This window comes from Shewanella donghaensis (assembly GCF_007567505.1).
GTDB lineage: Bacteria > Pseudomonadota > Gammaproteobacteria > Enterobacterales > Shewanellaceae > Shewanella > Shewanella donghaensis.
Genome location: NZ_CP041783.1, coordinates 4,473,652 through 4,489,476 on the forward strand (window position 1 = coordinate 4,473,652; position 15,825 = coordinate 4,489,476).

At 40.3% G+C, this 15,825-nt stretch carries 11 protein-coding genes; 8 read left to right on the forward strand and 3 right to left on the reverse strand.

Annotation, left to right across the window (positions count from 1 at the left end; all coding sequences use genetic code 11):
• Nucleotides 1–307: 307 nt before the first annotated feature.
• Entirely contained in the window at nt 308–1,042 is a 735-nt protein-coding gene (locus FPK91_RS19125) for a DUF599 domain-containing protein (RefSeq protein ID WP_144213423.1), read from the forward strand.
• 24 nt (nt 1,043–1,066) lie between these two features.
• Here the strand turns inward: FPK91_RS19125 and FPK91_RS19130 are convergent, their stop codons facing one another.
• On the reverse strand, nt 1,067–2,017 hold the full coding sequence (locus FPK91_RS19130; protein ID WP_144213426.1) for a helix-turn-helix domain-containing protein: 951 nt from the start codon (nt 2,015–2,017) through the stop codon (nt 1,067–1,069).
• A gap of 226 nt (nt 2,018–2,243) precedes the next feature.
• On the opposite strand from FPK91_RS19130, the gene FPK91_RS19135 reads away from it, so the two are divergent.
• A complete protein-coding gene (locus FPK91_RS19135) occupies nt 2,244–3,071 on the forward strand; it encodes a hypothetical protein (RefSeq protein WP_144213428.1) in 828 nt (275 codons plus the stop codon).
• A 274-nt stretch (nt 3,072–3,345) separates the two neighbouring features.
• Entirely contained in the window at nt 3,346–3,471 is a 126-nt protein-coding gene (locus FPK91_RS21195; RefSeq protein ID WP_264371771.1) for a hypothetical protein, read from the forward strand.
• Nucleotides 3,472–3,860: 389 nt separating this feature from the next.
• On the opposite strand, the gene FPK91_RS19140 is transcribed toward FPK91_RS21195, so the two are convergent.
• On the reverse strand, nt 3,861–4,304 hold the full coding sequence (locus FPK91_RS19140) for an OsmC family protein (RefSeq protein WP_144213430.1): 444 nt from the start codon (nt 4,302–4,304) through the stop codon (nt 3,861–3,863).
• 448 nt (nt 4,305–4,752) lie between these two features.
• On the opposite strand from FPK91_RS19140, the gene FPK91_RS19145 reads away from it, so the two are divergent.
• From FPK91_RS19145 to hpf, 3 genes are all read left to right on the forward strand, one after another.
• A complete protein-coding gene (locus FPK91_RS19145; protein ID WP_144213432.1) occupies nt 4,753–7,731 on the forward strand; it encodes a TonB-dependent receptor in 2,979 nt (992 codons plus the stop codon).
• A 105-nt stretch (nt 7,732–7,836) separates the two neighbouring features.
• Nucleotides 7,837–12,174 (forward strand): alpha-1,6-glucosidase domain-containing protein, encoded by a 4,338-nt coding sequence (locus tag FPK91_RS19150; RefSeq protein WP_144213434.1) that lies wholly within the window; start codon nt 7,837–7,839, stop codon nt 12,172–12,174.
• Between the two features lie 511 nt (nt 12,175–12,685).
• Complete coding sequence (gene hpf, locus FPK91_RS19155) at nt 12,686–13,042, forward strand: ribosome hibernation-promoting factor, HPF/YfiA family (RefSeq protein ID WP_144213436.1); 357 nt, start codon at nt 12,686–12,688, stop codon at nt 13,040–13,042.
• A gap of 88 nt (nt 13,043–13,130) precedes the next feature.
• Here the strand turns inward: hpf and FPK91_RS19160 are convergent, their stop codons facing one another.
• Nucleotides 13,131–13,853: a YebC/PmpR family DNA-binding transcriptional regulator gene (locus FPK91_RS19160; protein ID WP_144213438.1), complete on the reverse strand. Its 723-nt coding sequence runs from the start codon at nt 13,851–13,853 to the stop codon at nt 13,131–13,133.
• A 341-nt stretch (nt 13,854–14,194) separates the two neighbouring features.
• Here FPK91_RS19160 and FPK91_RS19165 point away from each other — a divergent pair, with 341 nt between their 5' ends.
• Together FPK91_RS19165 and FPK91_RS19170 are read left to right on the forward strand one after the other, a co-directional pair.
• A complete protein-coding gene (locus FPK91_RS19165) occupies nt 14,195–14,455 on the forward strand; it encodes a TIGR02922 family protein (RefSeq protein ID WP_144213440.1) in 261 nt (86 codons plus the stop codon).
• Nucleotides 14,456–14,681: 226 nt separating this feature from the next.
• On the forward strand, nt 14,682–15,725 hold the full coding sequence (locus tag FPK91_RS19170) for an alkene reductase (protein WP_144213442.1): 1,044 nt from the start codon (nt 14,682–14,684) through the stop codon (nt 15,723–15,725).
• The last annotated feature ends 100 nt before the right edge of the window (nt 15,726–15,825 follow it).

The window sequence follows — 15,825 nt, forward strand, 5'->3', positions numbered from 1 at the left end:
ACACAATTATGGTTTAATACTCAGCAGGTTTAACTCAAAATTTTCAATGTCTTAATCATTAAAATACTCCGCTACACCAGGAATGCAATTCTTTTTACCGCTTTATAATCTAGCTCACATTTACAGCTTACTTTGGTTATCAAAATTCACATCGCTACTGATATCAACATTTAATTTACGGTAGGTAAATGATTCCGCTCATTAGTTATCTAAAATGATTATTTTTGCGGTATTACTGATAAAGCTATTTATGAGATTTAAAATGTGTAGCATAATTGAGCATTAATCCAATAATACATTGAGCCTTATGCTTTTTTCCTTCATCGATTTCGTCGCATTAGCCTGTTTTTATTCATGCTGGGTTGGCTACACTTTTTTCGCCCGTAAAAAAGCGAAAACCACCAACTGTATTGCACGTTGCTTACATCAACATCGAATTCATTGGATGTCGGAAGTCATGAAGAGGGAAATCCGTGTGGGTGAGGCATCGCTTCTTGCTAACTTAGAGCGAAATATTGCTTTTTTTGCTTCAACAACCTTACTGGTATTGGCGGGTGTATTAACCTTATTTGCTCAAGTCGATCGTCTTGAAGAAGTGATCAGTTCAATTCCGTTTTCAGCTGAGCCTAACCATGCTTTGGTACAGGTGAAACTGGCGATGTTGGCATCCATTTTTGTATTAGCCTTTTTCCAATTCACTTGGTCTATGCGTCAATATGGCTTTTTGAATGTCATGATAGGTGCCGCGCCTATCGATCGTAATGGCACCAACAAAAATTTAACGGCTTATTCGCGTCAAATGGCGACGGTTGGCGACCAAGCGGCTCATTCATACAATTATGGCTTGCGCTCTTATTACTTCTCTATGGCGGCGTTATGTTGGTTCTGGAATCCTATTCTGCTGATTATAGCCAGTTTATTGGTGGTTTATACCTTGTACCAACGTGAGTTTAAATCACGTGCGGTGAAGGCGATTACGGCGGCGCAAACTCATTTAGAAATTGCTAAGTCAATGAAAGAACAGGCGAGTAAAGAGCTTTAGTGGGGCTGAGCTTTACTGTTTTCATTACTTGCAGCTTCTGGTCAGGTTGAGAAACAAGCTACTGGAAATTAATGATTGGCGTCTCAGTTTAAATGACACATAACTGCGACGCTTTCCTTGGTATTTTGCTCCTTCCATTTTTTCTTGCAAAGCTTCTCCTACATGGACTACTTCACCACTTAAAAAGTCCATTAATTTCACCCCAATATCTGAACGAGCTTTATATCCAAAGGCTATATTGTTTTTAGTTTCGGCAAGTGTGACTAACAGTTGTGATAAGAAATCTTCGGTGACATGTTTACCGCCTAAATAGGTGCTGAGCATATATAAACAACCCGGTTCGTCTGCAGGAATTAAATGTTCAGGTGTTAATTGTTGGTCATTCAGCTGATTTTTTGAAAGGGCATCAAAAGTAGGCTCACTAACCTTAATGATAAAAATATGCCCAGCCAGTAAACCATCAACTAAATAGAAAGACACATCTGTGGAATCTGCTTGAGCGAGTGATTTGATAAAACATTTGCTCCATATCTCTCGGCCTTTGGTTAAATTGGTATGATAGTTGGCTATCCAGCCATACATACTTTCGGCTTCGTCGGCATTTTTACTTAGTTTATCGAAACTGATGGTATCTTGAGATATGTAGGGATGAGCCCCCATAACATGATTGTAATTAAGTTGTTGCCCCATCATTTTTAAAAAACTATTTATAGAGGGAAGCTGTTTTAACTCAAATGCGGCGTCACAAAGTAACTGTTGGGGCTGGTCATTAAAAAACTCGATTAATGAGACTTGTCTAATCAGATTCGGGCTTATTTTTCCACGCTCCCAACGACTAATCGTTAACGAATCCAAGTTTTCAAACAGCACATCATATGCGGCAAGTTTTATCGCTAATGACTCTTGCGAGTCTCCTGATTCCGACCTTCTCGTTACAATGTACTCAGCGATATCTTTGAATGTGTTAGCACGCATTAGCTTTCCTTTTCTTATTTCAGAAACTTTAGCTGTTGATCAAAGTACTTAAAGTCTAAGTTAACACTGCTTATTAATGGTTATCTAGGCATGATGGAAAATTTTTTTCGTTAGCATGCCCTAATGTGTTCCCCGTCAATTTGATTTAATGATGTCCAACAAAGCAGCAATGGTTGGTATTACTTTGAGCCATTACTTAGCTATCAATAATACAGAGGGCATTAATATGATTAAATCGACCAAGATGATTCTGGTAGTGGCAAGTATGTCTTTATTGAGTGCCTGTGCAAATTCAGGTGCTGTGAATGAAGACGGTAGCGAAAAAAGTAACCGCGGTATGAAAACGGGTATCGCTGGTGGTGCGATTTTAGGATTAGCTATGGGCGCAGCTGCAGGTGATGCAAGTTTAGCGCTCAAAGGTGCTGCTGTTGGCGCTGCAGCGGGTGGCGTAGCGGGAGCTGGAGCTGATTATGCAAATGATAGAGAAGACTATAGAAATGAAAACGCCAGTAAGAGTATTAATATTAACGGTTTGTCAGCTAACGGTATCTCAGGCAACGCACAATCAAACGCACAAGCTAATCAACAACCAGCGACTTGGGATAAGTTAGATAACTTTAGCGGCCAATGGCAGGTGAATATCTGGGCTCTAAATAGTGAAGGTAATCGTATTGAAGCGACAGCAGAAGCGCAAGGCTCATTGATAAAAACGACAGCGACGCAGCTTTCGGTTGATAACTTGATTGTTAATGGTGATCAGCAGGCTTTAGCAGGCAAAGTTGATTTAGCTTATAGCGCTGAGGAGGGTTACCAAATTGAGACTAATTTCAATGGTAATCAAAAGCTAAACTTTGTTGGTGAAGTGAGTGAACACGGAAGGTACAGTTATTACCCTGTTGGGGTTAACGGCGAGACCTACTCAGGTAATGATAGAAATAAAATGCGCCTTGAGCTGAGGTTTGTAGGCAAAGATGTGTTCTTAGTTGACAGCTTTACTCAAATTGAAGGCAAAGAAGTACAGATTCAATCTTATCGTTTTACACGCCAAAGCTAGCATGTGAGGGTGAAGTCACACTGTTCTCAACACTACAGCACAAAAAACGCCCACTAAATAAGTGGGCATTTGCTTTAAACGTTAACTGTGAGCTAGGGCATTAGCTTGGTAAAAAATCTATTGACCAGATAGTGGTCATTATTCCGACATCTTCAGCAGGGAAGGTAATCGAGCGTAATACCAAAGTAAGCTGTCTTTCTAACTTAGCATTGTCCAGTTCGCTTGATTTCAGTCAATATAAGACTAATGAGTCGATGCTGAGGGGATGGTTTGAATGTTTGTAAATAAAGCCAAACTGATTGGCATTTTGCTGTTAAGCACAGAGATATTAACCATTACAGTGGTGCGTGCAATTTCACAATTGTCTCATAAAACTTGCTCAAGACAAGGCGTTGATTAAATTTGTATTCCCTAAGTTATGTTAGCAATTAATAGGTTCACTAGGTTCCACATGAAGCCAATCGTTATTTCTAGGTTGAAGTGTAATGGTCTCTTTATCCGTCTCATTCAAAGGGCAAGATATCCAGCCAGCTGCCCATGAAACTGCGATCTCGGATGATTGTCTTATTTAACAGTGCCTATTCGATCTACTTGGAAGCAATAGCATCGATGATCGTAGCAACACCTTTAACTAATACATGAACGAGCCCCGGCTCTTGAACAGCTATAAAAGCCCTTACCAAAGTATTGGTGCGGGTTAACTTTCATCTACGTGATTGTTCAAGTCTTCTTAAAATATCGGCATCAATTCAAAATAATGGTTTTTCAATACAAATACACTTTGAAATATTAGCCGTTAATTTCAACTTCTGATTTAACGCTATTGGCAATAAAGCAATTTGCATGGGCTTTTTCATGGATTTTTTTAATCACTTCCTGGCTAACTTCCACCCCTTCAACAAACGTAATTTCAGGGTTTAAGGTCATCTTGGTGACAGACAGTTTTCCATTGTCACTTTTCCCCAGTTCAGCCTTGGCATTATCAACATAGGTTTCAACTGTTAAGCGTTTCAAATGTGCAATCGCTAAAAATGTCAGCATATGACAAGAAGATAATGCTGCTAACAAACTCTCTTCAGGATTAACATTTGCCTCATTTCCCTTGTATTCAGGTGCTGAAGAGGCTTGAACCACTTGACCTGAACCAAATTCGATTTGGTGATCTCGGTTAAACTCTGGCGCGGCATGGTCAAAATGATCTGCTTGCCATTTTACCGTTAACTTAAAACCCATCAATTTATCCTTTATTAACAATTTCAAATGCTTAATGAGAATAAATTCAAATAAGAGAATAGAAAATCATTCAGACATTTTTAGCTGAAAAAGTATTCTACCTGAGTGAGTTTTGAAATCTACTAAAGCTTAGATATTTAATTACTAGGCTAGATGTAAATGCTATAGCGATGATGAATAGCACTTATATCTAAATAACAATCAGTCCCTCATCGATAATTTAATTATTCATCAAAATTTGCTTTTTTAGTGCTGTTTTTCATTCAGTTAGCAGTCACTTTTATATTTAACTTGTTAATGAATTGTTATGAATACGTATGCAGTAAATTGAGCCTAATACTTATCCATGACTAGTATATCTGAATAATAATGCCTGATATTCCATTAGTCTGAGTTGTATAACTGAATGTTGGGTGACTATAAAGTCAGTACGATGAGGGGAAACTCAATGTTCAATTGTAAACCTAGTGTGTTATCGCTAGCGCTAGCTGCTGCAGGAGTCGGATTTGTTTTTACTTCCGATATCGCGTTAGCTGCCGATGAAATAAACACAGAAAAAACACAGGTCGCTGATGCGGTTAATAATCAAAATAAAACCACGACCAATAACAGCAATGCTCAAAATGTTGTTGCAAATAATGCTAAAGCGAGCAATGAAGAAGATTCAGATATTGAAGTGATTAGTGTGACCGGCTACAGCCGAAGCCTTATCGATTCTTTAAATGCAAAGCGCTACGGTGATACAGTATCCGAGCAACTGTCTGCCGATGACTTGGGGGCATTACCTGATGTATCAATGGCTGATGCATTAACGCGTTTACCGGGTATTTCAGCGGTGCGTACCGGTGGTCAAGCCGCTGAAATTAATATTCGTGGTATGTCCGGTGGTTTTGTCTTTTCAACACTTAATGGCCGCGAACAAGTTTCTACTAGTGGCTCTCGTAGTATTGAGTTCGACCAATACCCTTCAGAATTAATCAGTTCAGCAGCGGTTTATAAGTCACCAAAAGCGTCATTAATTGAAGGTGGCGTTGCTGGTACTGTTGAACTTTCTACTGTCAGCCCATTAAGCAAAGACAAACAACACAGCTTTACCGCAAATGTTCGTGGTATGTACAACGATCGTGCGGATGAAGTTTTTGGTGCTGAAGATTTTGGTTCCCGGTTAAGTTTTTCATATCAGGGTAAGTTTCTTGAAGATACCTTGGGAGTCGCTGTGGGTTATGCCCGTTTAGAGCAGCCCAGCGTAGCAACGCAATTTATTGGTCTTGCTTACAATGACTCCAAAGATGTGGATGGCATCGATGGCGATATTAATGGCCCAGAAGATAACCCTGCAAACGAATACATCAGTGAAGGTTTTGAAGTTCAGCACCTAGGCGGTGTAGAAATCCGTAATGGTTATATGGCCGCGATTGAGTGGGCTCCGGTTGACAATTTTGTCTTAAAAGCGGATGCCTTCATGTCTCGTTTTGACAGTGAATCATTTGCCCGAGGATTTAGAGCTAAATTTGGCGGTCGTGACGCCAGTGTATCCAACCCAACCTTTGATGGTAATTCTGTTGTCGGTGGCACGTTTAACCGAACATCTAAAAGCTATACCCGCGTTGAAATAGTTAACGATGATAATCAAGATTTTGATGAAGTTGACAGTTTTGGTGTTAATGCCGATTGGCAAGTGACTGACCGATTAAACGTTAATGTGGATGTGTCTTTGTCTGCTGCTAAAAGTGATTTTAGAAACGGCTTACTTTGGTCAAATGTCGCAGTTGATGCCAATGCTGATAAGCCTATTTTTGATGAAAACGTTTCGATGAGTTATTTACTAAATGGCTTAGATTTACCCGATGTTGGCTTTAATCAGGCAGATGCTTTTTCTGATATTGATAGAGTCATGGTCAGTAAATACGGTATCTATCCGTTTGAGAACGAAGATGAAGTTAAGGCTTATCGACTAGATTTCACCTATGAGCTAGATAATGAATTTATCTCTAGCGTTGAGTTTGGCGCACGTTATTCTGACCGAACTTACTCAAATGACCGTTCGGTATTTGAATATGGTAACGATGGTGCATTTTCAAAATCAGAGCCTCCATTACAATTAACTGAAGATATGACTACGGTTGTTGATTGGGAAGGTGACTTTTCATACTTCCCGTCTTACCTTGCGATTGATTTAGATAAAGCCTTGAATGCTTGGTTCCCAGATGGAACACCAGATCCTGTACAAACTTGGGGTAATGCTGGTGGCGTCATTGATTCAAAAGGTTATACCACGAACTATTCATGGTCAGTACTGCAAAGTGGTGAAGTGTATGAAGAAGTGTTATCTGGGTATGTGATGGCTAACATCAATACAGAGATTGGCGGTCTGCCAATAACAGGTAACTTTGGTGTCCGTGTGGTCAACACTGATCAATCAGCAACTATGCTGCAAAATGTTGAGGGTAACCCAGAATTAGGTGCCCAAAACATTACCGATGAAATTGGCATCATTAACCAAAACTATGCGCCAACAGTGCAAGGTGTTGATTACACCGATTACTTACCTTCAATCAATCTAAACTTTAAAGTTTCAGATGACTCACAAGTTCGCTTTGCTGCTGCCAAAGTGATGTCTCGACCTCCAATAAATCGTCTTGCTGGTGATATTAGTGCTTCAGTTTCTGATGACGGTGAGATAAATGGTTCAAGTACCAACAACCCATTCTTAATGCCATTTTATGCTGATCAATACGACTTATCATATGAGTACTATTTTGATGAAGGTGCCGTAGTTGCTGCGCTTTTCTACAAAAATATCGACTCGTTCATTGATACGGTTGCAATTGAGAACTTTGACTTTAAAGGCAATGGATTCAACGTTCCTGATTACATCATCGATGAAGACAGTGGTGAACAAATTGAAACCACCAATGGCACTTATACCACAGCAGTCAATAATGCCGAGGGCGGTTACATCCGTGGTTTAGAGCTAGCCTATACCCACGTATTTGCATCACTACCAGCGGGTTGGTCAGGCTTGGGCTTTAACGCAAGTTATTCTTATACCGAATCAGAAGTTGAATCGATTACCAACTTAGGTGGCGATACATCGACCCAAGATTTACCTGGTTTATCGAATAACGTGGTGAGTGCAACGCTATTTTACTCTTACGAAGGTTTTGAAACACGTTTAAGCGGACGTTTCCGCGATGATTTTGTATCAGAACAAGTGGCGATTAATGAGCAAGTGGTGAACTTTGATGGAGAAACTGTTGTTGATTACCAAGCGTCCTACCAAGTAACTGATGGGTTAGGCGTGTTGTTCCAAGTGAATAACTTGACCGATGAGCCTACAAAAAGTTACTTCGGCACTGAAAACAAGACAGGCACAATTCAATACTTTGGCCGCGAATATTACTTGGGGTTCACTTATGCCATGTAATCAAAAAAATAATAATATCAAGTTATTACCTGTGATGAGTCATCAAATTAATAACAAAAAAATGATGGCGCAATTAAATCAAAATTCAATGGGGAGAGCTCACTCATGATGAGTATTTCTAGAGTCATAAAGTTATCAGCAGTTGCAGCGAGCTTAGCTACTCTTGCTGGTTGTGGTGGAGATTCATCAGAGCCTGGTGAGATTTTACTAACGTGCAATGTTCCAAACATTCCAAATGCTGCAGGCACTGAATGTGTGCCACCGCCGCCTTTGAGTTGTCCAGCACCTAAATTCCCTGATGCTAAAAATGAAAGTTGTATTGTGGGTTATAACCCTGAGCTTCCTGAGCCAGTTGCTTTTGCTGGTGAAAATCAAGCGGTGCTTTACTACAACCGAATTAAAGATAACAACAACACGGATTCGAATACCGAATACCCTGGTTATAAATTGCATACTTGGAATAACGATGTTTGTGACAGTTATGCGCCGCCATTTGATTCTTCAGACTGGGCTAATGGTCATGAATTTGATGGTATCGATCCAAACTATGGTGCTTACTGGATCATTAACCTTAAAGAAGGTTATGGCGAATGTGCTAATTTCATTGTCCATATCGGCACAGAAGGCTCAGGTAAGGCGTTAGGTGATGGCGATTTAAGTTTAAACCTTAAGCCGTTTGAAGATGATGCTGCTGCAGAAGCTGAATTTAATCGTGCTAACTTCACTATTCATGGTGAAAGTGATGTTTACGATTTCCCAATTCTAGATGTTGGCTTTTCTATAGCGGGCGCCAGTGCGCATTGGTTAGATCAAAACACCTTTGTGTGGAATGAGTCACCAGATGGCATTGCTAAAATTATGTTACATCATTCCGCTACAGCAGGTATTGCTGCCGATAACGACAGCAATATCAGCGGAGTGCAGGTTGAGTTAGCTGATTCAGAGTTATCCGATGCTCACAAAGCATTAGTACCTCATTTGGCTGATTGGCCTGCTTATGAAGCTAACTTTAGCGCTGATGAAGCTAAAATGGTTGCTAAAAACCAACTAGTGTTAGTGGCATACGACAGTGACAATAAACCTGTAGCAGCAACCCATGTGCAGGCTGCCAAAGTGCTTGATGCGCTTTATACCGCAGGTGACAATGATGCCGATGAAACTAATTTAGGCATTATCTATGACGGCAGTAACATTGTCGCAAAGGTGTGGGCACCTACAGCGCAGTCATTAAACCTCAAGGTTTATGATGCCGCGAAAACCTTGACTAGCACTGAAGCAATGACATTAGATGCAGCAACAGGTATCTGGTCATTTAGTGGTGATATGAGTTTAGATCGCATGTATTACCGTTATGAGTTAACGGTATTTCATCCTGTGACTAAAGCCATTGAAACCTTAGAGGCTACCGACCCCTATTCACTTAACGTATCAACTAACGGTCGATACAGTCAGTTTATTAATTTAAGCGACGATGATCTTAAACCTGAGGGTTGGGATGACCACGATGTTATAACCGTTGTTAATCCAGAAGATGCAGTTATTTACGAAGGTCATATTCGTGATTTCAGTGCTCGTGATGAAAGTACAACAGCTGCTAATCGCGGTAAGTATTTAGCCTTTACTGAAGAGGGGAGCGCACCTGTTGAGCATTTACGTCAGCTTGCCGAAAGTGGTGTCACTCATTTTCATATGCTGCCAGCAACAGATATAGCGACCATCAATGAGGATGCTGCTGAGCGAGTCGATATCACTGATACCTTAGGTAAGCTTTGTAGCAAGATTGAAGACAATGCCGATGCCTGTAAAACGCAAGATAAGTCAGCAACTATTGAAAGTATTTTACAAGATAGCCAACCGGGTTCTAAAGATGCACAAGCATTAGTTAATGCCATGCGCGGTTATGACAGTTTTAACTGGGGTTATGATCCGCAACATTTTATAGCACCTGAAGGCAGCTATGCTAGTGATGCTGAAGGCGTTGCTCGTGTCATCGAAATGCGTGAAATGAATAAAGCTTTACACGATTTGGGTTTGCGTGTCGTGCTCGATGTTGTATACAACCACACTAGTTCATCAGGGTTATGGGATAACTCAGTGCTCGATAAAGTCGTGCCTGGTTATTACCATAGATACAACGAAATTAGCGGTAATATCGAGTCATCGACTTGTTGTGATAACACCGCAACAGAACATCGTATGATGGATAAATTTGTCACCGATTCAATGGTCATTCTTGCTCAAGAATATGGCTTTGATGGTTTCCGTTTTGATGTCATGGGTCATATGCCTAAATCGAGTATTTTAGATGCGCGTGAAGCAGTGCAGGCCGTTGATGCTGATAACTACTTCTATGGTGAAGGCTGGAACTTTGGTGAAGTAGCCGATAACCGCTTATTTGAGCAAGCGGTTCAAGCTAATATGGCTGGCAGTGAAGTCGGTACTTATAACGACCGTATTCGCGAATCAGTTCGCAGCGGTGCACTGTTTGCTATGGAGCAAAAAGATGATTACCTCCGAGATCAAGATACGCTGCGTTTGTCTATGGCGGGTAACTTACAAAACTACGTTTTAAAAGATTTTAGTGGCAATACCGCATTAGGCAGTAGCTTTAGCTGGAACTCACAGCCAACGGCTTACACTTTGGATCCTGCTGACAGCATTAACTATGTATCAAAGCACGATAACGAAACCTTGTGGGATATTTTACAGTACTCAAATGATATCGGTTTATCACTTGATAGTCGTGTTCGGGTGCAAAACATTGCCGCTACAATTCCACTATTAAGTCAGGGTATTCCATTTTTTCAAATGGGCGGCGAGATGCTGCGTTCAAAATCTTTAGACCGTAATACTTATGATTCAGGTGATTGGTTTAACTGGGTGGATTTTACCAAAAATAGCAGTAACTGGAATGTGGGATTACCGTTAGAACAAGATAACGCTGAGAAAATGGATCAAATCATTAAACTCGCTGGTAATCCTAATTCTGCACCTTCAATGTCTGAGATTGAGTTTGCATCTAGTGTGTTTAATGAGTTCTTATCTATTCGTAAAACATCCCCCTTACTTCGACTCACTACTGAGCAAGACATCATAGACCGTGTTGGTTTTCATAATATTGGTAAAAACCAAACTCAGGGCGTCATTGTCATGAGTATCGATGATGGCAGTGATTTAGTGGACATTGATTCTGGTGTCGATGCATTAGTGGTTATGATTAACGGTAGTGACCAAGAACAATCACATACTGTACCAACAGCAGCTGATTTCACACTTCATCCTACGTTGGCAATGTCGATAGATTCGACAGTGCAAAGTGCAAGCTTTAACGCAGGAGAGGGAGAAGGCACCTTTACCGTACCCGCTCAAACCACCGCCGTATTTATTAAAACTCAAGGTGATTTACAAGGTGAGGGTTTAAGTGCTAATGCTACCGCTGGCGCACCAGATGTCGTGCCTTATGGTAGTACAGAAGTGTTTGTTCGTGGCGGTATGAATGGCTGGGGTGAAGTTGATAGCTTTACTTATATCGGTGCGGGTGAGTACCGTGTAGCGATTACGCTTGCTGCTGGTGGCTATGACTTTAAAGTGGCATCAGGCGACTGGAGTACAGTTGATTTTGGTGGCGTTTCAGACGCTGAAGCCGGTGTTGATGAGAACGTGGCAGAGCAACTGGCAAGATCTGGTGCTAACTTAAGCTTTACTGCTGCAACTGATGCAACTTATGTGTTCTCGTTAGATGCATCAGACAAAGAAAATCCAGTACTAATCGTTTATAACGAGGAGCCATTTGTGGGGACACAAGTATATCTTCGTGGTGATATGAATGGTTGGAGTACCGACAATGAATTGGTATACATGGGTGGCAGTATTTACCAAGTTGAAATGAATATTTCAGCAGGTGTAAAGGGCTTTAAAATTGCCTCGAGTGATTGGTCTACTGTTGACTATGGCAGCGTTGATGAAGATGGCACGGTAACCTTATCAACGGATAAATTACTGGCTGTGAAAGGTTCAAACTTGAGCCTAGATTTCGATTCTGAAGAAATGTATACCTTTACATTTGATATGAGCAATCGAACTGAACCTGTTTTAATGGTGAATAAAACAGAGATGTTTGGTGCCAATATCGTATATATCCGCGGTGGCATGAATGGCTGGGGTGAAGTGGATGCGCTCACTTACCAAGGGTCATCTGTTTACACTGTAGATATCACGTTAGAAGCTGGAGATAACGAGTTTAAGATTGCCACTGGTGATTGGTCTACGGTTGACTTTGGCGCGGCGGCAGACGATGAGACGGTGAACGAGAGTGAAATGAAGTCGTTGGTATCAAAAGGCAATAATATGCACTTTGATGTCGTCGATGCTGGAACTTACCGCTTTACTGTGACAGGACCTAGTTCGAGTTCGCCAATATTATCAGTAACGAAAGTGAATTAAATTTCACCGTTATTTCAATAAAATAATAAAACCCAGCTAAATGCTGGGTTTTATTTAAGTGAGTTATTGAGGCATCTAAAAATATAAAATAAGCCTCTACGATGTGTTGAATATCGCTTTAAAAATCACAAAACAGGCGCAGTTTATAAGGGATAGAGAAGTTATAACGATTGAAAAATAAACTAATTGTGAAGTTAATTGCTTGAATAACCGTAATATGTACAAATTAACTGCAAACACGACAAAAGTTGCAGATTTTGTTTTAATTTTGTGTCTATACTAAAGTTGTAAACTAGATTGATTGTTGTTTACAAGATAAGAAGCTGCAAGCGAAATCAATAACATTAAGTATGATAGGTAGTGATATGTTTTTGTATAATTAACAAAAAATCATCTAACTGCCCTTGTGAACTAGGACACAAGCCCCCAATATACTTAGTGTAACCATAAAATTTCTGCTAAAAGAAAGTGAAGTATATAGCGACGCTATATTATTAAAGGATAGTTATCTATGAAAATAAATCTTTCGGGTCACCATGTTGATGTTACTGATACAGTAAAAGATCACGTAAACGAAAAGTTCACTAAAATTGCCAGCCATTTCCCTACGTTGATATCAATCGATATCATTATTTCAAAAGAACACGGCGAATTTGAAGTAGAAATTACGACTAACTACGAAGGTGGTCGTATTGCCGCAAAAGCTTCTGATCAAGTTATGTACCCAGCACTTGCTCAAGCAGGTAAAAAACTCGACGCAGCACTAAAGCATCGTAAAGGACAACTCAAAGCAGACTTACACAGCAAACCAGATGTAACTGCACCAGAAATTGCTTATGAAAAAGTTCAAGAAATGGAATTAAAATAAGCGACTAGCCCTTATTTAAAGAGCAAAAGCAAAGCATAAAAAACGCAGTCAAAGGACTGCATTTTTTATTGGCTTAAAAACGAATAAACTAGTCTTTAATCTCAGCATTGTGATAAACATTTTGTACATCATCACAATCTTCTAAAGCGTTAATAAACTTATCGAAAGTTTCAACGTCTTCACCAACAATCTCTGTCATTGCTTGAGGCACGAAAGTGATATGTTCAACTTCAAAGCTGATATCAGCATTATCTTCAGTAAGCGCAACACGGACTTTATTGTATTCAGTGATAGGTGCAAAAACGCTGATCATGCCATCTTCTGATTCAACATCCGTCACGTCCACATCAGCCATCATAAGCAACTCTAAAACGGCTTCATCATCTTCACCTGGGTAAACGAAAACAGCTTGATGATCAAAACTGTGAGCAACAGTTCCAGGGCCACCTAATTTTGCGTCATTTTTAACGAATGCTTGGCGCACTTCAGTAAAGGTACGTTTTACGTTGTCAGTTAAACAGTCAACGATGACAGAACATCCACCAGGGCCAAAACCTTCGTAGCGAGCTGTATCATAATCTTCACCGCCACCGCCTTTAGCTTTTTCAATCGCACGTTCGATAACATGGGTAGGCACTTGGTCTTTTTTAGCGCGTGCAATTAAACTGCGTAATGCCAAGTTACCGTCGGGATCAAAACCACCGTTTTTAGCTGAAACATATATTTCTTTACCGTAGCGCGAGTAAATACGCGTTTTTTGGCCTGCTGTTTTTGCCATGGATTCTTTACGGTTTTGGTATGCTCTTCCCATCTTAATCTCATTCTTATATCGAAAAATTGTCGATGATTCTAGCAAAAATAATGACAACTGTTTAGGGGAAGATACTGTTTCATGACCCATTTTGTCGATTTTAGCGACTTTATTTGTAAATAATGAACCTCACCGACATTAAGTAGTGATTGAAAATCTTTTTCGTTTTGATAGCGCTTCGCTCTAAACCCGCTTTAAAAGCATTGCTTATGACTATTATTGTTCGGTTAATGTTAAGTAATACCCCGATAAATGAGGCGTTTAGACTCATAATAATCTAAACTCATAACATCAGTAAGAATTAATAGTTTTAGTCGTTTGAAAAACTAGAGAGCGAACTTATGACCGAACCAACACAACCATTAGCAACGACAGTAGACAACAATAATAAAGCGACTGTGACAGTGTTATTTTATGAGGCTCCAGTGGGTCTAACAATGAAAAACACCGTGCTAACAGGGTTAAACATTAGTGAAACTGGCAGGGTTGTATTGCCAAGTAATTTTAGACACGGAAAATCGATTATTGCTGTGCTAGATGGCGAATGCAAAATATTGAACGCACTGGGTGAACGAGTCTACTCACAACAAAACCTCGTCTAGTCCTTACGTAAGTGAAATCTAATTGACGTTGAATTTCACTCTTGATTTAACTTAAGTTTATTGAATTAATTTATATAAGTTAATTGAACTCATTTACATAAGCTTTCGTATACTCAAGCGAATTTATTAAAAATAGGGTGGCTAATATAGTCACCCTATTTTTGTGTCTATAGAATAAAAACAGATGACCGTAACTGCAGCGATGTGAATTTACCAAGGAAGTATTATGTCAGCGACACTATTTGAATCTTTTAAACTGAATAGCACCCTAACACTGAGCAATAAGATATTAATGGCGCCCTTAACGCGCTGTATGGCTGATGACGAGTTAGTTCCAACCCAAACGATGGCAGACTATTACGCCCGCCGTGCTGATGCAGGATTAATCATAAGTGAAGCAACAATAATACGACCAGATGCTCAGGGTTACCCGAATACGCCAGGTTTATACACCCAGGCTCAAATCGAAGGCTGGAAAGTGGTCACTGCCGCAGTGAAAGAGAAGGGCGGTAAAATATTCGCTCAACTTTGGCATACGGGCCGAGTGGCGCATTCGTATTTCTTTCCCGGTGGAGAGGTTATTTCAGCATCGAACTTAGGTTTAGAGGGGAATCTATCGCGTATGCGAGAACTTACATATCAAACCCCAAAAGCGGCAACAACAGCGGATATTAGTCAGTTAGTTGAGGATTATGCCATCGCTGCAGCAAACGCAATTGAAGCAGGCTTTGATGGCGTAGAAATACATGGTGCTAATGGCTATTTGGTTGATCAATTTTTACATCACTCTTCTAATAACCGCACCGATGATTATGGTCAAACGCCTGAGAACATGTCACGTTTTGCATTAGAGGTTATTGACGCGATAAGCGAAAGAATTGGTAGCGACAGAACGGCAATTAGATTATCACCAGGTGCGTATTTCAACATAGAGCCGGATAGCCGCGATCGTCAGGTATTTGATTATTTGTTATCACAACTTGAACCCCGCAATTTAGCCTTTATTCACCTTGGTATTTTTGATGATTCAATGGAGTTTGATTATTTAGGCGGTAAAGCATCAAGTTACCTTCGTCAGCATTACAATCAAACGATTGTCGGTGTTGGAAGCTATACCGCTGAGACCGGCAGCGAAGCTATCAGTAATGATAAATTTGATTTACTGGCCATTGGCCGCGCTTTCATTGCTAACCCCGACTATGTTGAGAAGGTGCGTAATGGTCTCGAGCTAACAGAGTATGAAGATGGCATGCTCAAAGAGTTGGTTTAATTGATTAACTGATATGATGACAGCCGCAATATCCTTGCGGCTTTTTGCTATCTGTAAGCACTGGCCTATTCGTTCTTGCTTGTTTTCTTGTGAATTAGTT

Bases quoted from the DNA above. Each gene is read 5' to 3' on its own strand.
- FPK91_RS19150 (WP_144213434.1), top strand. From the start codon at position 7,837: ATGATGAGTATTTCTAGAGTCATAAAGTTATCAGCAGTTGCAGCGAGC.
- FPK91_RS19145 (WP_144213432.1), top strand. From the start codon at position 4,753: ATGTTCAATTGTAAACCTAGTGTGTTATCGCTAGCGCTAGCTGCTGCA.
- hpf (WP_144213436.1), top strand. From the start codon at position 12,686: ATGAAAATAAATCTTTCGGGTCACCATGTTGATGTTACTGATACAGTA.
- FPK91_RS19135 (WP_144213428.1), top strand. From the start codon at position 2,244: ATGATTAAATCGACCAAGATGATTCTGGTAGTGGCAAGTATGTCTTTA.
- FPK91_RS19165 (WP_144213440.1), top strand. From the start codon at position 14,195: ATGACCGAACCAACACAACCATTAGCAACGACAGTAGACAACAATAAT.
- FPK91_RS19170 (WP_144213442.1), top strand. From the start codon at position 14,682: ATGTCAGCGACACTATTTGAATCTTTTAAACTGAATAGCACCCTAACA.
- FPK91_RS19125 (WP_144213423.1), top strand. From the start codon at position 308: ATGCTTTTTTCCTTCATCGATTTCGTCGCATTAGCCTGTTTTTATTCA.
- FPK91_RS19140 (WP_144213430.1), bottom strand. From the start codon at position 4,304: ATGGGTTTTAAGTTAACGGTAAAATGGCAAGCAGATCATTTTGACCAT.
- FPK91_RS19160 (WP_144213438.1), bottom strand. From the start codon at position 13,853: ATGGGAAGAGCATACCAAAACCGTAAAGAATCCATGGCAAAAACAGCA.
- FPK91_RS19130 (WP_144213426.1), bottom strand. From the start codon at position 2,017: ATGCGTGCTAACACATTCAAAGATATCGCTGAGTACATTGTAACGAGA.
- FPK91_RS21195 (WP_264371771.1), top strand. From the start codon at position 3,346: ATGTTTGTAAATAAAGCCAAACTGATTGGCATTTTGCTGTTAAGCACA.